Consider the following 19,152-nt stretch of genomic DNA (forward strand, 5'->3'; position numbering starts at 1 on the left):
CAATTGTTTACTTGGACTCGAGGAGGAGGTTGAGAGGACGATCGCCGAACTGTGGGTGCGGGATCAGGGGGTGGAAGATCGCCGAGAACGGTCCGGCTGCCTGGATTTCGGCGAGAGTGGTGACAAGAGCGCTGACCGGTTCGGCGCGCTGGACGATGTGTGGGTCTTGGCGCGCGAGGTCGATGAGCATGTGCATTCGGCGTTGGAGCCGCTGCGGGGGTAGTCCGTCCAGGACGATGAGGAGCTTGGGGAAGACCGGGTAGCGGTGCCGCCAGGCCGGTCGTCCTCCGCTGGTGTAGTCGTGCATTTGACCGTAGTTACGGACCCTGCAGGCCAGGCGCTCGACGCTGAGGGTGCCGCGGTCCAACTCGAGGAAGCGAATGAGGCTCAGATGGTCGCCGTTGGCGGCTTGGCTGGCGTAGTAGATCACCGCGTCGGCTATCACCATGTGGTCGGTGCCGGGGTGCTTGGCGGTGCGGTACGGGTGGGCGATCTCGTGGTCCCAATCGAGGGGGCCGAAGTCGTCGTCACGGCGGCGGGCGGCTTCGAGGAGTAGGCAGCCGACCTCGTTGACGGCCAGGGTGTGAGCGGCGATCTGACCTGCCGCGACGGTGGGCTGGACACGGTAGGGCCGGTGCGGGACTTTGGCGAGCTCGGCAACCTGCGCGCCGGCTTCGGTCGCGTACCACACCGCCTCGGTCCACGGGCGAGACTGCTGGGCGGCGGCAAGGCCGCGGCCGCGGAGTTCCGCCAGATGCCCCTGGGTCCCACGCAGGGCCCTGTTGGGAGCGTGCAGGCGGTGGAGTTGCCTGGGCGTGATCAGCCGGTGCTGGTAGATCGATAGCAGAAGGTCCAACTGGATCTCCGACGTGAGCACCATGGGCTTACAGGTGTCGGGTTCGCGCGCCATGGCTGGGCACCTCCTGGGCGGGTCCGCTCTCGGAGCGATGGGTAGGGCGATGCGCGGCGAGATAGGCGCTGATGCGGTCGTCGAGTGTCTCCTGGGCGGCCAGAGTGTCCGCAGCGGACTGTGGCCGCGTTCCTGATGCCCGGTCGAGGCCGTCGATGCAGTCGCCGTGGACAGGGGTGCCGAAGAGTTCCTCGACGGTGAATCCGCGGATCAGGAAGGGTGCGCTGACTGTGCCGTGCAGGGTGACACTGCAGATCGCGGCGTACCGATCCAACGCGCTGATTGCGGCGGGCGTGACCTGGTCGAGGAGCTCGCGCGCGAGGAGCCGTGCGGCGCCGGTCTCGACCGTTCCGGCGATCAGATGGGATCGGTTGTTGAGCAGAGCACCGCGAGTCTCCTCCGAGAGCCGGGTGGGCTGCTGGCAGGCGACGTGGACGCGCAACTTGAACTTGCGGACCTGTTCGAACATCTCCGCCAGGTGGCCGGAGTGGTCCAGGACCTGCGCTTCATCCAGGAAGGCGTGGAACTCACGCCGGCGTTCTTCACCAACGTCCATGCGGGAAAGTGCGGCGGTGAACAGTTCCTGGGCGAACAGCGCGGCCACGAGGCGTTCCTTGGCGCCGGAGCCGCCGAACGAGAGGAGGACGATCCTCCCTTCGTCCATGGCCGTCCGCAGATGGAAGGTCGAGCTCGAGGCGCCCAGGAGCGCGGCCACCGAGTTCGACCGGCGGAGTCTGTCGATCAGGTTGGTGACCGGGGTGACCTCGCGTTCCAGCAGCGGGAAGCGATTCTCAAAGAAGTCTCGGGTGACTGCGTCCAGGTGCGGCAGGGCGGCTTGTCGCCAGTCCTCGTTGGAGAGGATGGTGGCGATCTGGAAGATCGTGGGTTGCGCATCGGCGGGGAGGGTCAGCCCGAGTTGGCAGAGCGACTGCGCAGCCATGGTGAGCAAGGTGAGTGCCCGGTTGTTGCGCTGCGTCCACCCCAGCGTCGCACCCACCGCATCGACGATCGCATCGACCTGCCGCTCAATGTGGGCCACCTGTCGCCCCGACATGTCGAGCGGATTCCAGGTGATCTGCTCACCGCCACGACCATGGGCACGCCCGAGATCGATATCGATCACGCGATCGGCCTGGTCGATCAGGTACGGCCGGATCCGTTGTGCTGCGTCATGAAAGTCCAGGTAGGCCCCGCCAATCCCGGAACGGACCAGGGCGAGGAACCTCCCGATCTCCTGCTCGGTCTTGCCAGCCCCGGCACGGCCGACCGCGAAGGTGAAAAGGGTGTCACTCCTGGGCACGCCCACAGGCTGCGGCCCGTCGGCGGTCTGTATCCAGCCCAGCGGGATCAGCCCGGTCGTGTCGCCGTCCAGGTCGTAGGCGGGGAGGCCTTTGGGCGGCGCCGGGATGGCTGGGAGCCGCAGGACGTTATCGGCGATGCAGTACTTGGTGGGCGGCTTGAGGAGACCGGCGATCTCCGACGATGTCACCCACGGCCCGGCGCGATGCCTGCGGTAGCGGGGCGCGAAGACCCCCCGGTCCATCCGCCGGTCGAACCACCAACGCCAGCCAGGGACATCCGACCCCACGTGGGCGAGCCCGAGGTTCCAGCCAGCCGCCCGCAGATGGTTATCCGCGCCGTTGAATTGGGCGAACGCCGCCGTCACCGAGGAGACGATGGCTGGTGCCTTACCTGCTGCCGACGAGTGCGCTCGGATGAGGACCTGCAGGGCGAACATCGGGTCATCCGAGAGCAGCTTGGCCGCAACTGAACGACGGCTCGCCCGGGCGTCCACCAGGGACAGTCCTCCCCGTGGCTGCCTCCTTCCCCGCGGTGCGGTAGCGCGGTCGGCGTTCAGGAGAATCCGCCACCACGGCTCAGCCGACCCGCGCCCGAGGCGGCCGCCGCGACTCTCTCGACGGGCCAGAGTCGATCGGCGCGACCGTGCTTGTGCCGCCGTCACCGGCAGCAGATCCACCACGACCTCTGCACGCTCGCCTTCACCGACCTGCGCGAGGGCCCGATAGATCGACGTCAGCGGATCGGGCTGCAGCGGCACGTCTTTGAGCGGCAGGAAGTCGTCGCCCGCCAGCACCAACTCCGCCCGCGCCGAGGACCTTCGTCCCTGGGCACCCCCCGAGCCGCCGTCCGGGCAGGCTGGGGGTGGGTCCTCCCCTATAGCTGGGGGAGGGGGTGTCTCCTCCTGTCGGGCGATCTGGACTCCGGCGTATCCCAGTTCTCGCAGCACCGCCTCCGCATGGCAAGGAACCACCAGGTCGTAGGCCACCAGCCCGCCCGGGATCACATGAATCTTGATCCTCAGCGGAAACGCCCGCCGCGGCGCCCACCCGCGCAGAACCGCCGGACGCGCCTTCTGCCACGCGGACGCGACCTTCCGGATGTCCTCCAGGCACGGATCGAACGCCTCGGTCGGCACCAGCCGCAGCACCACCCGATTCCTCAGCGCCCGCGAGCTGAGCTGCCCGCGCACCGCGGAGACCGCGAGCCAGGCGGCCATGAGCACCACAGCGGCCACCACCACTCCTGGAGAGGCGGCAGCCAGGCTCGCTTCAAGGTTCAGTCCGCTCGGCCAGGATCGACCTGGCGGGCGCACCCGCTCGACCGAGCTCCACAGCGGAAGGGTGGCCATTGGTCTGAGGCGGAACCTCGCACCGACAAGTACTTGTCGGCCTCTGGCAAGGGCATCGAATCGTCGTGCAGCTCGACGATTGAGGACCTCGGCCCCACCCTCCTGAACGAAGAAGTGAACGAAGAAGTGAGCGCGGAAGTGCGCGAAGAAGTGCGCGAAAGCAAGACCGCCCGGCACACCAACCATCGCCACCGCCCAGCGCGAACGGTTCACCATGCCCCCAAGAGTCTGTGACGTCTCAGCCAGATACGGCCTGGAAGAGCTCAAGGAGCTCAGGAGCCATGTCCTGGCTGGCTAAGAGAGCTTGTGGGACTGACTCCGCTCTGCGAGTACGGCGTCCAGATACGCCTGTACTCGCCGGGCCTTCGGCTGCCCGATGCTCAGTGCCGCGCGGATCGCGCGAATGCTGGGTCGGTGTCCCGCCGCCAACTCGCCGCCGAATATGTCCTCAGCCTGTGCCAGCAGGTGATCGAACGACCCCAGCGAACCCGAGTCACCCTCCGTACCCGACTCGACAGGTACATCGCTCGCCTCGGATACAGGCCCGGGTACGTCGGCTCCTCGCGTTCCGACGCCTGGAAGCAGCACGGGACGTGCCACCGCTGTCAAGAGCAGCTCGAACACCAAGATCAGAGCGACCGCGGGCCAGCCGGCTACCAGTGCCCCGGCGAGGCCGTGCCCAAGACCATGCGTCACATTGGCGGTGATGCTCGCCGTAACCCCGAGTCCCAGCGCAAACCGAGCCAGGACCGGCGTCTTACCTCCACGCCGCGCCGTTTCCAGAGCCGTGAGCGAAGCCGCGAAGATCAGACCATCCACTGTCAACGGGACCAACGCCGCCGCCGTCGGCTCCTCGCCGTTGGCCAGGACGAGCTCGTAGGCGTGGCGATACGACACGTAGCCGGCCACCACTGCCACCCCGATCACGACGCCCGCGGTGCCGACACGGACCGCTCGACCGCCTGTATCCGGGGGCAGAACACCGGATCTGTGCGATTCGCTGGGTGGATGATGGTCCGTCACAAGGCCTCCGCAACACTGCGCTCACCCTGGATACGGCCTCATCGCATCACCAAGAATCGCCTCGAATGCCTCCGTGAGGAGATAGCGAGCACGCGCGTCTGGTTGGAAGGCTCGCAGGTAAACCCAAGGCTGGAGCGCCGTAGCCCGGTCCTGACAGGACCAGCCCCTGCTCGTGCCAGCGGATCGGTCTCGGGTCCGGCGGCGCGCGGAGAAACCCCGTCACCGCCCCTCCCGTACTGCTCTCGGTGACGGGGTCCCCCCGGGGAGAACGTGGCGGATGTCGGTCCGCACGCCGCCACGCTCCCGGTCTTGCCCTGTGCCCCGCCGACGGATACCACGCGACGGGGCACAGGGGTTCTAAGTGCTGCACCGTGGGCAGGCATTGTGGCCCGCCATCCGGTGCACCCTGCGTAGGGCGGCGCGCAGGTCTTCGAGATCAACCTCTGTGTGCCAGAGGGTCTGGCGAAGCTCGCCGGGGCACGTGCAGGGCTGCTTCCGCGCCGTCGCCCAGTAGATCCGGTTGTGCGGCTGGTACTCGATCCTCCAGCGCCGCCAGTACCGCGCCCGCAGAGGGAGGATCGCCAGGTGCCTGAGGAAGTGCTGAGTGCGTGATCGGGTGGACGCCTGCTTGAGGGGCCCGCTCACCATGTCCTGGTCCTTTCCTGCGGTTCCCGGGGTGCAGGACCCTCCCGGCGCTCAGTGCCCTCCCGCACCGAGAACGCTGGGAGGGTCGTTCGGGACGCGGCCTGCCCATGCGACAGCGCTGTGATGGCTGGACAGGCCGCGCCGGTCTACAGCCCTCCGGCCGGGCCAGGTTTGTTCTCAATCGTTGGGAACACGGGGCCGGACTCCCCTGTCCGGCCGGAGGGGGTCATTGCAGGCGGGCAGGTGCCCGCTGGCGAGGACGAGCAGATGGGCACCGATTTCCAGGAGTTGGGCGACCTGACCCGCTTCGATCGTCGTTTCCTCGATCTGTTCACGGAGTTCAGGCGACGTGCGCACCTCAACGTCGGCGACCAGCGCCTCCAGCGCGGCCCGAAGACCACGCATCGCGTCGGTCGTCAGTTCGAGGAGACCCCCGAACTCGTTGGCACTCATGCTCCCGAGGCCTTCGGCCCGCGCCACGCCTGCGAGGTTGAAGCACTCCTGCCGGGCTAGGAGCGCCGCCGTCAGCAGGGCCGAAGTCTCCTCCTCGGACGCGGCCGGAGTGTTCTCCTCGATCACGATCGTCCTCTCTTGGCGCCACCAGCCGGCGGCGCCTTCGGGGTCGGCAACGGTCAACATCAGGAGCAGGCCGGGCAGCTCGCTTGAGGTCAGCAAGACCGGACCGACCGCACGCCACACGCCCCGCTCGTACTCGAACGTCCACCTGGGGAAGTGCTCGGCGAGAGTGGCCAGGATCTGGGGTTTGGTCATTTCGGCCCCTGAGGCAGCAGCGCCCACACCGCCTTGCCGCCAGACGACAGCGGCTGCGCACCCCAGTCCTTGACAAGCGCCCCGAGCATGGCGAGCCCTCGGCCTTCGACTGCCGTCTCGTCCAGGGGACGTGCGACGGGCAGTACTGGCGAGCCGTCGAGCACCTCGACCACGGTCCCGGAGTCGGCCTGCCCGATACGTATGGTCACGTCGCTCGATGACGTGTGCCGGACAGCGTTGGTGACCAACTCGCTCACCGCGAGCCTGGCTACGTACGAATCGAAGCCCCAGGAATTGAAGCCCCCCACCCAGTCCCGCACCTGCTTGACCGACTCGGCATGCGCGGGGACGGTGATCGACGCAAACACGGGGACGTACCTCCAGGGCTGGGCGAGGCCCCTCCTCTGACGTCGGCGCCGAGCGCAGGAGGGGCCCCGCGTCCTCCGGCCGAGGGAGGTCGTCGCCACAGGCTGCGGCGGTGGGGCGCCTGAGATCCGACTTCACTGACCGGAGAGTGATCGGGTGAATACCCAGTCAATATGTGACGCACGGCATAGGATTGGCTACTGGAAGCACCTGGACACACCCAGCCGGGTTCCAGGTGCTTTCAAGTGTTTCCACGCCACTCCCACGTCACGGAGTCTCCCCATGGCAGCTCGGAAGCCGACACCCCAGACCCGAGCGTTCGGCGAGCAAGTGACTCGGCTACGCACCGAAACGGGCCTAACCCGCCTGGCTCTCGCCGAACAGACCGCAGTCAGCCGAAGCTATGTCGCCCAGGTGGAACGTGGTGTCACGAAATGCCGGAGAGATTACGCCGTGCGCCTGGACTCCGCTCTCAAGAGCGGAACGGTCCTGGCAGACCTCTGGGATCGAAGCCTGGCCCGCAGCAACTACCCGGCGTTCTTCGCCAGCTATCCGCAGGCGGAAGCCACCGCCTCCCTCTTGCGAGCCTGGGAGGCCACCTATGTCTTCGGCCTCGTCCAGACAGAGGACTACATCCGGGCACAGGGCGTGTCGATCAACACCTTCGACGGCCGGATGCGCCGACAGAGCGTCCTCGAACGAGAGACTCCACCCACCATCGCCGTGGTCCTCAGCGCCTCAGTACTACTGAGATGCGTCGGAAGCCCAGAGGTGATGCGAGCGCAGTGTGAGAGCTTGATCGCCTTCTCGGAGCGGGACAACGTCGTCCTCCAAGTGGCACCGGTCGCGTACTACCGGGGCATCTCGGGGTCGTTCAACCTGGCGACTCAGGAGGACGGCAAGGATCTGCTCTTCTTGGAGACCACGGTGGGGGGTGTCACATCCAACGATCCTGCTGAGATCCTCCACATACAGAAGGTGTTCCCGGCCCTTCAAGCAAGGTCTCTGAACCCAGAGGCCAGCCGGGACCACATCAGAAAGGTGATCAGCGAGACATGGACGTGAGCACGACCGTTTGGCGCAAGGCCAGCCGCTCCAACGACACGGGCGGGGCCTGCGTCGAGCTGGCCAGCCTCGGCAAGGCCGTGGCCGTACGAGACAGCAAGGACCCCGAGGGCCCCTACCTCGCATTCGAGCGCTCCGACTTCGGAGCACTCGTGCACAGGCTCAAGAACCTCTGAGCCGCTCCCCACCAGCCAAGAACGCCCCGGCCGGTTGCTGATGTCCCGCCGGGGCGTTCAAATGCCCCTCAGAGCCACGCGAGAGCCTGTGATCGAGACCGGAACCAGGCGCGGAGGCTTGCGGGAGCGCCGCCGTCGCGGTGGTGCGAGAACCCCTCGATCTTTCCCCGCGTTGAGGTCATGGCTCTCCCCGTGACTCTGGCGCATAGAGAGTCCGACCAACGCGCATAACGCTCGTCGCGTCTCCGTCGGTCACTGATCGAGACGCTTAATCTTGCCGCCAGTCCGAGCATACGGTGGTGCTCGTCAGACACGTCCGGCTTTACAAAATAGGCCGCGCCCGGTTCTCATTTTGGGTGGCTTGTCGGCGACTTCCGCGAACTGACGGACAGAGAACGGCCACAGGCCGCTCCCTCCGTTGATGTTCACGCCGTTCTTGTCGTAGTCGTTGAAGTCTAGTTCGAGTTGGCGCTGAGGTTTACCGAAGGAGAGGCAGACCTCGATCAGGGGCCCGTTCTGCTCGCTGGAGATCTCCGCCTGGAGCGGTCCTTGGAGGGGATCGGCGAAATAGCGAACTAGCCACCCGGCACCTTTTTCGGCGTCGGGGCCGCCTCGGTGTCCCCGGTCGTCGATGTCCTGGTGGGCCAGGGCGTCCGTGTCTCGTTGGCGGATCATGGTGATCACCGCTCCGACGCGGGCCTCCAGTTTGTTGTCGTCGAGGCCAGTGATGGTGACTCCGGACGGCGGGGCCTGGGGTTTGTCATCGTCGGAGCATCCGGTCATCATCAGGGCTCCGGCCACGATCACCGAGACCAGTGCCGCCGGCCAACCGCGCCTTCTGCCATTCCTGAATGGGGTCACCGTCTCACCCACACGAAGCCGACGCCGCCCTTGTATTCGCTGTACACCCACCACAGGGGCTTGTAGGTGTCGTAGTGTGCTTTGTGGTTCACGCGATTATGCTGAACCATATACACTCCGTAAACGCTGTTCTTGGTCTTCTTGGACACGGTGGCTGTGTGCGTTATGCCGCCGCCCTTGGTGCGTCTGAAGTAGATCGTGTCACCTCTGCTGATCCACGACCAGTGTGGCTCCCAGGTGCCGCGCGTATTGCCGCTGAACTTGGCCATCGTGAAGTGCTGCATGTTGTTCTCGGCACCAGCCCAGGTCCAGGAATCGCGGGGGGCGTTCTCCCACCATGCTCCCCTGCTCCGGTACCACCCTAGGTATTTGCGAGCGCCGCCGCCTCGGTTGATGGCTTTGGAGACGAAGTTGGTGCAGTTCTCCGAGTACTCCTGTTTGACTTTCGGAGCGTTGCGCACCGCCCAGGCCGCGATGCCCTCTCCATCGACGCCGGAGGCTGCCCGGGCGGTGGCCGTCTTCTGTGTGCCGGGAGGGTCTCCGGAGGGATCGAGGAAGGCGTCCTCGGGTGGCTTGGGGAGTTCTTGTGCCTGCTCGGGAGTGTAGGCGTTGATCTCTGTCGGTGCCGGAGCGTCTTCGGCACCGACAGTGGTCAGGGTCGGCTCCTGTGGCGCGGCGGCCTGCAAGGTCCGGGCGGCTGCCGCGCTGGTCGCGCTGGGGAGGGAGAAGGAGAAGGTGTTTTCCCGGCCGAAGGTGTTGGTGGTGCGTTCCTCGGTGGAGGTGCCGAAGTCGTTGGCGTAGACGGTCTGGCCTTCGACTCTGACGGAGACGGTGATCGTGCTCGTTTCGGCCGAGTACCCGACGAAGATGTCGGGATAGGTGGCTGTCGTGCTGACCTGCGCGGCCTGGGCCGCGGCGGCATTGTCACGCACCTGGAGGAGCGGGTCGGCCTGGGTGGTGAGCAGGTCGTGGAAGGTCGTCCCCTGGGTGCTGGCGTCGGCAGCGGCGTCGGCGGTGTTGAACTTGCGTTCCATGATGCCGTTTTGGCTGTCGATGTATTCCTTGACGGCCGTCACGAACTTGTCTGCGCCGAGCGGGATGGTCTGCGGCGTCACCGGCGTGGTGGTTTCCCATGTCCCGGTGCCTTGGCTGGAACGGGCGCGGACCTGGAAACGATAGGTGGTGCCGTTGGTCAGGTCAGGAATCGTGACCTGAGTGTCGGTAGCGGTGACGGTACGGACGACCTGGCCGCCCGAGCCGAGGACCTGGATTTCGTAATCGGTGATCGGCGAGACCTCGGTGGCGTCCTCATCGTTGGTCACGGTGCTGGCCGCGCCGGGGTCGTTCGGCGGCGCCCATGTGATCTGTGCAGCTCCGTCGCCGCCGGTGCCGACCAGACCTTGAACTGTGCTTGGCGGCCCAGCTGGGACATAGGTGACGGTGGCCGAGACCGAACTCGCAGGAATGGTGATATCGGGAAGGTCTTGGGCCTGGGCACGCAGGAAGACCCCGTCATTCTGGCGAGCGTTCTGCCACAGGACGCCCATATCGCCGAGGTTGAGTTCGACGTTGGACAGGCTGCTGGTCTGGGCGACCGCGTCGGAGAGGACCTTTTCCGAGGCTTCGGCGCCGGTCGGCTGCGCTGACAGGTTCTCGGCCAGGTCGTGCGCCGACAAGGTGACCGTGTCGGGGCAGGTAGAAGCGCACGACGCGGAGCCCAAGCCAAGCGTGACGCTGGTGACGCGAGCGCCTGCGGGCAATGTGGTCAGGTTGACCTTGACCTGCGAGAGCCAGGCGTTGTCCGCCGTTCCGCCCACTCTGACGGTGGTGTCGTCGGTCAGCGGGCATGGCGAGCCGTCGCAGGCCTGGCCGCCCACCTTGGCGGTCCTGACGCTGATCTTGTCGGACCCCAGGGTCAGGGAGCGGGTTTGCGGCGGGGGTGTGGCTGCGGGTGTGGTGAAGGTGGTCAGTGCGGTCTTGGGGGTACAGGCGGAGCCAACGCAGGCGTCCATCTGCCATTTGTAAGTGTGGCCGGGCTGGACCAGATCGTCGGGGACCCGCAAAGTGACGCGCTGCCCACCTTGAGCAGTTCCCTGCCCGAACGGGCTGGCGCCCATCTGCTTGCCGTCAGAGTCGAACAGGTAGAAGCGTCCGGTTACAGGTCCGTTCGAGGGACGGAAAACCGTGCCGGACAGGACGGGCGCTTCAGGGTCGTTGAGGTCCGTGCTCAACGTGGTCGGTACCAGTGGCGCGTCCACGGCGAGCCACTTCCATGCCGACCACAGCGCATCCACGCCATCGTCGGCCTTGACCCGGAACCGCAACGCACCCGGGTTGGTCAACCGGCCCGCCGGGACTGTCCAGGTGGCGGGCTGTCCGCTGGCGACAGCGGTTGTTGTTCCGCTGGCGACGGGGGTGTTCGACAGCGCGGGGGCGACCTCGAAGGTGTAGGTGATCGGTCCGCCGACGCTGGTCGCCGTGGCCGAAAGGGTCGGGGTGGCGTCGTTGACGCGGACGCCCTCGGCCCACTGGTGGTCGAAAGGTGTGGCGGTCAGCTCGGTGAGTGCCACACCTGTCCGGAAGTAGCCGTACGCGTCGATGCTGACGGTCGTGGCGGCGGTGCCGGTGTTGCGGATCAGCACCTTGCCGTCGGCACCGAGCTTAGCGATCGTGGACCCGGTCGCCTGCACGTTCGCGTCGAACCCGACGGTGTGGGTGGTGGGTGCCGTTGTGCCTGAGGGATAGGCGGTCAGGGCACCGGCGATCGTGCTCTTGGCCGTCACGCTCACCGAGATGGCGTCGACGCCGGTCGCGGGCACGCCGCCTTTGCCCAGTGGGGCGAGGGTGTAGGAGGTTCCCGCGGCGATGCTGGCGTTGGTGGTCAGCCGGGTTGGCTGGATCGGCCGCAGCGTTGGGCCGTCGGCCTTGGTCTTGGTGAAGTACCCGGCGACGTCGACCCACACAGTGACGGCTGCGGCGCCCATGTTGTGGATGTTGATCTTTCCGTCGGTGCCGAGTTTGGTGATGGCGAAGTTCTGGAGCGACAGCCCGCTGGCGTAGTCGATCGTCGCATCGCCTGGAAAGACGTCCCCTGCCGCGTATGTGCGAAGAGTCCCGCCCGCGGTCCCCTTGGCTCGCAGGGTGTAGGCCAGCGACTCCACACCTGAGGCGGGAACACCACCCTTGTCCAACGGCACCAGTTCATAGTTGCCGAAGGCAGGAATCGAAACGGCATTGAGGATCCGCGCCGGGGCCAGCGGCACAAAGGTGCTGCCGGCAGTACTGGCGGCCTCGGTGAGGGTGTAACCATGAAGGTCCAGGGTGACCTTGACGGGACCGGCCCCCTTGTTGGCCACCTTGATGTTGCCGTCAGCGCCGACCTTGACCGTCACCAGGTTCGCCGCGTACACCTCAGTTCGGTAACTCATCGCAGTGGCGGCGGTATCCGTACCGTCCGAGGGATAGACGACGACCGAGCCGGTCCCGCTGGAGCCCTTGGCCGCGACGTTCAACGCCACCGACCCGACACCCGACCACGGAACCGCGCCAATACCGATGACGCGGACAATGCTGGTGCCCCCAGCCGCGATTTCGACGTTGTCCAGCGCCCTGCCCCGCGTCGGAAAGAACTGACCGGGAGCGGACTGCGTGTCAGCATTCACGCGACTCCAGCCAAGCCCCGACGGCACCGCCAGCATCGATACGGCCAGTATCAATGCGATCGCCATATGTAGCGCAGGGTGGTTCCGGCGAAATGAGGGGACGTGCATGTTTCCACCCGTCAGTGAGAGTGCGACGCGCAAACACCAACGGGTGTGCACCATTCGGGGCAATCTTGGAGGTGGCCATCACCCCAGGTCAAGGCTGTTTTCGAGAGAGTCACTAACTCTGAGTGACGGTGATGGTAAACGCCGCACTGGCCGGCAAGCTACACTCCCGCCGCCAGATCTTGATCTTGAGATGAACGTCAACCGAAGCCCCGGAAGGTCCTGTAGTGCGATTAGCACGCTCGCTCCCACCTCGGACAAGTCGCGCACATGTCCAAGGGACACGCCTGCTCGCCCACTCCTCTCAACGCAAGCAATCGCGTTCTCAAAGCGCACCCAGTCGTCGGCGATCCTCAGCGGTTGGGCCAGAGTCGCCAAGTCCAGCGGCGAGTCTGCCAGCGGATCGCTCCCGACAATGGTCGTAGCGTGGAACCGTGCGCACGGCGTGCGTTGTTTGTCAACGGCACGTGAATGGGACGACCCGGCTGCGGGGGCACGGTTGCCACGCTCAAACGGCCGAGGATTATCGACCGGCCATCACCGCTCAATGGTAGGCACCGAAGTCGCCCAGAGGTCCGAGGAAGGCTGGTAGTGCTTCACGATTGATTTGCAGACGAACGAGCCTCTATTTCTTGAAGCGTCCGAAACCGACGAGGTCCCCTCGCCTGTAGCTGGAGATGCGGATCGGGCCGCATGCTGTGCAGGCGGCTTCGATCATGCGGTGGTGGGCCGGGTCGATGACGATGCCGACGTGTCCGGGGTTGCTGAAGGTTCCGTCGCTGCCGGCGAAGAAGGCCAGGTCGCCGGGTTGTTCGTGCCCGCGAGGGATCTTGCTGCTCGCGTGGCTTTGGTCGGCTGCGATTCTGGGGATGGTGATGCCTGCGGCTCGGTAGGCCCGTGATGTGAGGCCGGAACAGTCGAATGAGTCGGGGCCTACGGCGCCCCAGACGTAGGGCTTGCCGAGTTGGGCGCGCGCGTAAGTGAGCACTCGACCGCTGGCTGTGTTGCTGGCTGGGGGCCTGGTTGTTCTCGGTTGGCAGTTCGGGTGGTCGAACGAGGGAGCTCGGCCCCGTGCCGCTGTTGCGCTGCGGCGCCTGCCTGGTTTCCAGGAGATGTGAAAGACCCCAGGGCTGGCGTCTCGGCCTGGGTCGGATGGGTTCCATTGATTTTCGCGGCCGAAGAACCATGCGGCTGAGTAGGTGTCGAGGTCGAATTCTCGTCCGGTCCATGCGGCGGGGCCGCGGTCGATCACTTGCAGTGTGGCGGTGCGGCCTTGGTTGCCTGCGGTGACGGTGATCCAGGATCGCAGTGGGAGGGTTCGGTGTGCGACGGAGAACTTCTGCATGGCCATGCCAGAAGCGGGAGCGCCTGTGTCGCCGTACCCGGAATGTCCTGTGTCCCAGAAGGTCGATGCCAGGTCGTGCCGCCAACCGGCCGTGCGGCCGACGCTGCTCACGGTCTCAGCGCCCGCGGACGGTATGCAGGTGGTGGTGTTGCTCCCACCCGTTCCTGTCAGGAGGACCGCGATCACGCCGAGCCCGATCGGAGCGATCATCACCGGGGCGATGCCGAATGCCAGTCCCCACCAGGCGAGAGATTGGCGCTGGGGTTGGGTTGTGCTGCCGCTCATGGGGCGGCTTCTCCGCTGTCGCCAGCGTGGGTTGGTTCGAGACTGGCGACCTTCCATGTGCCGTCGCGGACGACCGTGACCGCGTAGCTCAGGCCGGCGGGCTCGGCAGAGGCCGTTTTTGTTTGGTCGACCCTGGCCACGAACTGGATCGTGGATGGCGCCATCAGGCGGATGGCGAGGGATGCAACCGTGCCGGGCTTGGTCTTGACGCTGTGCTGCCCTGGAAATGCGTGCAGGTCCAGCAATCCCTCAGGGAAGCGTGTGGTGAGCTCTGCGAGGCGATGGACACGCGGGACTTGATCGCCGCGAGTGCTGCCGGCCGGGTAGAGGGTGAAGAACTCGCGTACGACGCTTACGGCTTGGCGTAGCGATCCGGTATCTACCGGTGGAGCGGGATCGGGTGCGAGCACGCTTCGCCCGCGCTGAGGGAACTCGTCCGGCGTGGCGGGCGCGGTGGTCACCTTGGCGACCTGCGCGCCGCACGCGTATTGGGCGAGCACGAGCAGCATGCCGACGGCACCTGCGGCGACGGCGAAATGGAGTCGGCGCATCGTTCAGCCGTCCTGCCTTGGGTCGCCATCGGCGGGAGGCAGGGGCCGGCGTGATGTCTGCTTGACCGTGGGCATCTTCGGCTTTCCCTGCCTTGGCCTGCGACGCTGTCCGGTCTTCGGTGGCTTGTTCGCTGGGCTGGGCTCAGGCGTTTGATGCGCGCCCGATGGAGACAGGGTGATCGCGGCCGGTGGGGTTTTGGTGGTGCGTCCCGAGGTGGGCTGGGCCGCAGGGCGCGGCGTTGAGCGCGTACGTGTGCGCCGGGGGCTTCTGGGTTGTGGTGGCGCCTGCTGCACGATCTTGCTTCGAGATCTTGCCGGGGCTGGCGAGCTCGAGGGCGAGGCTTCTTGGGTGGGGTTGGTCTGGGCGCGACCATTGCGGACCGCGATACGGGCGGCCAGACGGGCTGGGGCGGTGATGTTGCGGCTGTACTCGTGTCCGAAGTTGCGGGCGGTGTCCTTGGCTTGGTTGAGACGCCGTCGGAGGGCCGCGGATTTGGCGGTGGATGCGGCTTTGGCGGTGCGGCTAGCGCGGGGCAGGTAGACGGGCGCGCCCACGGTCGCAGCCAGCACGAGGCCGGTCGTTTTCGCGGCGAGTTTGGCTGTGCGGGCCGTGCGCGTTCGGGCCAGCCTCTGTCGCAGTGGTTGGGAAGCCCGTTGGTCGGGGCCTTTGTTGGCTGTGCGGTGGATGGTTCGGGCCAGGTTGCGGTCGGCCCAATGGCTGCGGGTGACCTGGCGTAGTTCCGAGCGGGCGCGCCTGCCGAGGCTGTGCTGGTGCCCGGTCCCCCATGCTTCGGCGGCTGCCATGGCGGATCCGGCGGGCATCAGACCGCGTCCGTGGTTACCGGCGATGCGGGCTTGTTCGAGGCGGTGGCCGAGGTTGGTGGCCGCTCGTCGTCCGGCTTCCAGGAGTCGCTTGCGGAGCAGGAACGCGACGACCAGGAACACGTCAAGTAGGCCGAGACGCACGATCAGTGGCATGTCGGCGTCGGAGCTCAGGACCGCGGCGGCGAGCATGATGATGACCGATAGCGCGAGCACGCTCATGACTACGCCGGCCAGGGTGCGCAGGCCTGCGGTGGTCCATCGGATGAGGATCTGGCGCCCGGTGCCGGGGAGGATTCCGGCGGCGAGGGCGAGGGGGGCGAAGCAGGCGAGTAGGGCGAGCAGTATCTGTGCGCCGATGACGGTGAAGGCCATCACCACGAGGAGGCAGCAGGCGAGCAGCACGGCGAGTTGGACCATGAGCGCGACGATCAGCCGGTTGGCCGAGCCGTTCTTGTTGAAGTCGGCGAGCTTGCCGCATCCGGCTGCGGTCATTTCGTCGCGTGGTGTGTCGCTCTGGGCCCAGGGGCCGCGGGCCAGCAGGTCTTTGTACTTGGCGACGCAGCGTGGGTCGGCTTTGGAGCCTTCCAGGACTTGGCCCCAATTGAGGACTTGGTGCGGGACGGCGATGAGGGTGTGCTGGAGCTTGGCCTGGAGCGGTGCCGAAATCGGCTGGCCATGGTGGTTGGCGTGGCCGGGGTCCAGGGCGATGTCGGACAGGGCGAGCGACAGATCGCTGGTGCGGCCCAGCATTCCGTCTCTGCCGAGCAGGACGCTGGCAGGGGCGGCGAGCGTTCCGGCGAGCACGGTGGCGATCAGGAACGAAACGGCGGCCTCGCCGACTCCGTGGACGGCTCGGCCTCGCAGAGCATGCCACCCGGCGTAAGCGACGGCCAGGACCAGGAAGACCCAGCCGAGGCCCAGCCGCTCGACGGTCTGTTGGAAGCCTGAGGCGGCTTTGGCAGCGGGTTCGGTGAGGAAGTCGGCGACGCCGAAGGTGAGCGCATAGCTGATGGCCCAGGAGGCGAACGCGGTCATCCATCGGCAGACGGTGAAGACGATGTCGGTGAGCCAGCCCATGATTGCGGACGGGTTGAAAGAGCCAAGCCAGCCGCCGGTGGAGTATCCGACGTCGTAGTGGCTGAGCGGTTGCATCCCGGGCAGGCGTGCCTGTTTGCCCAGCATCGAGTCGATCAGCTGGTCGCCGCGCGGCTTGTTGTCTTGCGGCGCAGGTGGGGCGGCTGGCGTGTTCGCCGGCTGGATCGGCGAAGTCGCCTGGCTCGGCGTGGGCGTTGGTGTCGGCGGTTGTGGCACGGCCTGCGCGGTACTCGGCACGAACACGAGCAGCGCAACGACGGCCACGAGCGTGGCGCCCTGGATGATTCGGGTGATGGCCCGGTGTTCCGGGCGGCATCGGCTGCGCATCGGTTCCCCCCTGAAGTTCCGCGCGGTCACGCCGTGGTCAGTCGGCTGGGCGCTCCGTTTCGCTTTGGGGGGTCGAGTCGCTGAAGTCCGGGGTGGTGCTGAAGACTGCGTCCAGACCCGGGTCGGGCGGGACGAGGAGCACGCGTCCGATACGGCCGTCGACGTCGCGGAGGAGCGCCTGTCCGGTCTGCAGGCGTCGCGCGGTCTCGACCAGGACGGTGTCGGGCTCGACGCCCAGGAACTCCAGTCCGTCGCGGACGTTGACGGTGGCGTCGGTGCGGAACAGCAGCCGGTTGGTGATCAGGCCTCGCAGGTTCTCCTGGGGCAGGTCTTCGACGGTCTGCGCACCGATGAGCGGAGCTGCTCCGTGTTTGCGGGAGTCGCGGACGAACTCATACAGCAGCTGCTGGCCTTCGATGCTGGAGGTCAGGAAGCCGACCTCGTCCAGCCCCGCGACGGCGAACCGGCCGGGGTCGCTGAAGGCGACCGCTCGCATCACCGCGACGACCAGGTAGAGGAGTGCCTGGGCGAGGATCTGCTCGGGGAGGAGACGTTTGGCGAGCTGCTCGTTCTCCAGCTGCACCCGGTCGGGTAGCCGCAGGCCGGGCAGGTGGAAGATGACCGCATCCGCGCCGGTCCCGATGTTGAGCGCTGGCTGGTCCCCAGCGACCAGGCGGGCGAGTTCCTCGCCGAGCAGGTGGGCGAGCTGTCGTGCTGCCAGCCGCGCGGCAGGGTCCTTGCTTCCGCAGCGAGTGAGTTCGTCGACAACTCCGGTAAGGGTGGGCTCGCGGATTCGTGCCGTGGCGGTGACGGCTTCGGCGACGGCCAGGCCCTCCGGGGACCGGGGGTCGTGGCCAAGCAGGATGGTCAGGAACCCCTTGGTGACCCTCACTCGCTCATCGCCGGTGAAGACTCGGAGCGGGTCCAGGGAGATCTCCGCATCGGCCGCCAGCCGCACGACCTGGGTCTTGCCGGGCAGGCTGGCGGAGAAGGTGACGTACTCCCCCGTGTCGGTGCGGTCCAGGAGCACGGCGGCTCCGCCGCGGGTGACCGTGGTCCACACCAGAGACTTGAGCGTGTATGACTTGCCTGCTCCGAGGTCGCCGACCAGGGCGGTGGCGCCGGAGCGATTGGTGCGTGGCCCGTACGACAGGTCGAGCAAGACGGGCTGGACTGCGCCGCAGTCCATCGAGTAGCCGATCAACGCTCCATACGGATCACCGAGCTGGGTGCCGGCGAACGGCATCCCGGCGGCCAGATCCTCGGCCAGGAAGTACTGCGTGTATTGGCGCACGACCGACGGGAGCGGCGCTGCCGGGAGCATCGCGGTGAACAGGCCCCGTTGCCCACCTGTCGGCCGATGCAGGGCGTATTCGTCGGTACCGAGAAGGTCGGCCAATGCGGTGCTGCGGCTCTCGCACTCGTCGAGCTCCTCTGCCCAGACCGAATAGATGAGCGTGGTGTGCAGTTCGGGCTCGCCGCGGTTGGCCTCCAGGCGTGCGAGTTCATCGTCGGCGTCCTCCAGCGCGTCAGCGAGGCCGGCGGGCAGGCCTGCGTGGTCGTCGTCGTGCTGGTCGAACTGGCCGGCGAGTTCGGCGCGGTGGCGTTTGACCTTGGCCTGGGCGGTGCGGTTGTCGACCATGCGGACCCGGGCGCACCAGTCGACCGGAAACGGGACCATGTCGGCGGCGGCGAACCACTCACCTCCGTCCAGGGTGAAGCGACGAGGTAGGTCGGATAGCACGGAGAAGCATTGATATCCGGCGCCTTCGGCTGTCTCGGTCCGCAGATACTGGCGTCGCAGCCACGATCGTTTGTCCGGGCCGGTCTTGCCGCCCTCATCCAGCAGGGCTTCGGTGACCGCGAGCAGGCGGACCGCGCCGTAGGAGTCGGTGTCGCCGTTGATCGGCGGTGATTCGTCAAAGCCACGTCGCGGGGCCCGTTCGTACAGCCACAGGAGTTCGGCACCGGTGGCCGGCCGGATTCCGGGCAGATGCCGGGCAAGGCGCGTGGTCAGCGTTGCGGCCTTGGCCAGAGCCTTGTCGACCTCGGTGCGACGGACCGCCGAGGGAGGCACGCCCAGGAAGCGAACTGCCAGATCGGTGGCGGCAGCGCCGATCAGGTCACGCGTCCGCCCGGTAGGAAGGCGCACGCCGAGGAAAGTCATGCGCCGGTAGAGCTCGATCTCCTCCAGATGATCGAGAGTGGTCTCAACGGCCTGCGCCCAGCGGTCCCGGGAGTCGAGGTCGACGTGACGGATCATCGAATCGGCGATGCCGACCGGATCGAGGCGAGCGGCGACCGAGAGAATCATGGCCTCTCCCCCACCGTCCTGCGCTCCGGTGGAGGTACCTGCGGCGAGCAGCGCCGCACGGGTCGACTCGGCGAGTGCCTGGCGGGCGCGACGGCCCAGGTAGCGGTAGCTGTAGGAAGGAACGAGCCAGAACGCCCACGTCTGGCCTGCCGTCGTCCACACCAGAGGCCCAGTGA

At 66.9% G+C, this 19,152-nt stretch carries 13 protein-coding genes; 2 read left to right on the top strand and 11 right to left on the bottom strand.

What is annotated here, in order from left to right; all coding sequences use genetic code 11:
* Positions 1-7: 7 nt before the first annotated feature.
* The 5 genes from J4573_RS16515 to J4573_RS16535 all read right to left on the bottom strand — a co-directional run bounded on the left by J4573_RS16515 (position 8) and on the right by J4573_RS16535 (position 6,367).
* A complete protein-coding gene (locus tag J4573_RS16515; protein ID WP_208256368.1) occupies positions 8-910 on the bottom strand; it encodes a replication-relaxation family protein in 903 nt (300 codons plus the stop codon).
* The gene (locus tag J4573_RS16520) at positions 885-3,776 is read right to left on the bottom strand and encodes a P-loop NTPase family protein (protein WP_208256369.1); all 2,892 of its coding nucleotides are present in this window, start codon (positions 3,774-3,776) and stop codon (positions 885-887) included. Before J4573_RS16520 ends, J4573_RS16515 begins: the two co-directional genes overlap by 26 nt.
* 78 nt (positions 3,777-3,854) lie before the next feature.
* Positions 3,855-4,583, bottom strand: a complete 729-nt coding sequence (locus J4573_RS16525; protein ID WP_307796660.1) for a DUF2637 domain-containing protein — start codon at positions 4,581-4,583, stop codon at positions 3,855-3,857.
* Positions 4,584-5,405: 822 nt separating this feature from the next.
* Positions 5,406-5,999, bottom strand: coding sequence for a hypothetical protein (locus J4573_RS16530; RefSeq protein WP_208256371.1), 594 nt, complete (start codon positions 5,997-5,999; stop codon positions 5,406-5,408).
* Positions 5,996-6,367: an ATP-binding protein gene (locus J4573_RS16535; protein ID WP_208256372.1), complete on the bottom strand. Its 372-nt coding sequence runs from the start codon at positions 6,365-6,367 to the stop codon at positions 5,996-5,998. The genes J4573_RS16530 and J4573_RS16535 overlap by 4 nt, the downstream gene beginning before the upstream one ends.
* A gap of 280 nt (positions 6,368-6,647) precedes the next feature.
* Between J4573_RS16535 and J4573_RS16540 the strand changes: the two genes are divergently transcribed.
* A complete protein-coding gene (locus J4573_RS16540; protein WP_208256373.1) occupies positions 6,648-7,430 on the top strand; it encodes a helix-turn-helix domain-containing protein in 783 nt (260 codons plus the stop codon).
* On the top strand, positions 7,421-7,606 hold the full coding sequence (locus J4573_RS16545; RefSeq protein WP_208256374.1) for a DUF397 domain-containing protein: 186 nt from the start codon (positions 7,421-7,423) through the stop codon (positions 7,604-7,606). The genes J4573_RS16540 and J4573_RS16545 overlap by 10 nt, the downstream gene beginning before the upstream one ends.
* A 306-nt stretch (positions 7,607-7,912) precedes the next feature.
* Here J4573_RS16545 and J4573_RS16550 read toward each other — a convergent pair whose 3' ends face one another.
* From J4573_RS16550 to J4573_RS56095, 6 genes are all read right to left on the bottom strand, one after another.
* Positions 7,913-8,467 (bottom strand): hypothetical protein, encoded by a 555-nt coding sequence (locus J4573_RS16550; RefSeq protein ID WP_208256375.1) that lies wholly within the window; start codon positions 8,465-8,467, stop codon positions 7,913-7,915.
* Positions 8,464-12,195, bottom strand: coding sequence for an amidase domain-containing protein (locus J4573_RS16555; protein ID WP_208256376.1), 3,732 nt, complete (start codon positions 12,193-12,195; stop codon positions 8,464-8,466). The genes J4573_RS16550 and J4573_RS16555 overlap by 4 nt, the downstream gene beginning before the upstream one ends.
* Before the next feature lie 664 nt (positions 12,196-12,859).
* Entirely contained in the window at positions 12,860-13,864 is a 1,005-nt protein-coding gene (locus J4573_RS16560) for an NlpC/P60 family protein (RefSeq protein ID WP_208256377.1), read from the bottom strand.
* Complete coding sequence (locus J4573_RS16565; protein ID WP_208256378.1) at positions 13,861-14,373, bottom strand: hypothetical protein; 513 nt, start codon at positions 14,371-14,373, stop codon at positions 13,861-13,863. Before J4573_RS16565 ends, J4573_RS16560 begins: the two co-directional genes overlap by 4 nt.
* A gap of 45 nt (positions 14,374-14,418) precedes the next feature.
* The gene (locus J4573_RS16570) at positions 14,419-16,662 is read right to left on the bottom strand and encodes a TrbL/VirB6 family protein (protein WP_208256379.1); all 2,244 of its coding nucleotides are present in this window, start codon (positions 16,660-16,662) and stop codon (positions 14,419-14,421) included.
* 37 nt (positions 16,663-16,699) lie between these two features.
* Positions 16,700-19,138, bottom strand: a complete 2,439-nt coding sequence (locus tag J4573_RS56095) for an ATP-binding protein (RefSeq protein ID WP_208256380.1) — start codon at positions 19,136-19,138, stop codon at positions 16,700-16,702.
* Positions 19,139-19,152: the final 14 nt, after the last annotated feature.

Source organism: Actinomadura barringtoniae (assembly GCF_017573505.1).
In the GTDB taxonomy this organism is placed as follows: Bacteria; Actinomycetota; Actinomycetes; order Streptosporangiales; family Streptosporangiaceae; genus Spirillospora; species Spirillospora barringtoniae.

What these genes read in the sequence shown, in the direction of transcription:
- J4573_RS16515 (WP_208256368.1), bottom strand. Translation starts at nt 910, where the DNA reads ATGGCGCGCGAACCCGACACCTGTAAGCCCATGGTGCTCACGTCGGAG.
- J4573_RS16520 (WP_208256369.1), bottom strand. Translation starts at nt 3,776, where the DNA reads ATGGTGAACCGTTCGCGCTGGGCGGTGGCGATGGTTGGTGTGCCGGGC.
- J4573_RS16530 (WP_208256371.1), bottom strand. Translation starts at nt 5,999, where the DNA reads ATGACCAAACCCCAGATCCTGGCCACTCTCGCCGAGCACTTCCCCAGG.
- J4573_RS16540 (WP_208256373.1), top strand. Translation starts at nt 6,648, where the DNA reads ATGGCAGCTCGGAAGCCGACACCCCAGACCCGAGCGTTCGGCGAGCAA.
- J4573_RS16545 (WP_208256374.1), top strand. Translation starts at nt 7,421, where the DNA reads ATGGACGTGAGCACGACCGTTTGGCGCAAGGCCAGCCGCTCCAACGAC.
- J4573_RS16555 (WP_208256376.1), bottom strand. Translation starts at nt 12,195, where the DNA reads ATGGCGATCGCATTGATACTGGCCGTATCGATGCTGGCGGTGCCGTCG.
- J4573_RS16560 (WP_208256377.1), bottom strand. Translation starts at nt 13,864, where the DNA reads ATGAGCGGCAGCACAACCCAACCCCAGCGCCAATCTCTCGCCTGGTGG.
- J4573_RS16565 (WP_208256378.1), bottom strand. Translation starts at nt 14,373, where the DNA reads ATGCTGCTCGTGCTCGCCCAATACGCGTGCGGCGCGCAGGTCGCCAAG.
- J4573_RS16570 (WP_208256379.1), bottom strand. Translation starts at nt 16,662, where the DNA reads ATGCGCAGCCGATGCCGCCCGGAACACCGGGCCATCACCCGAATCATC.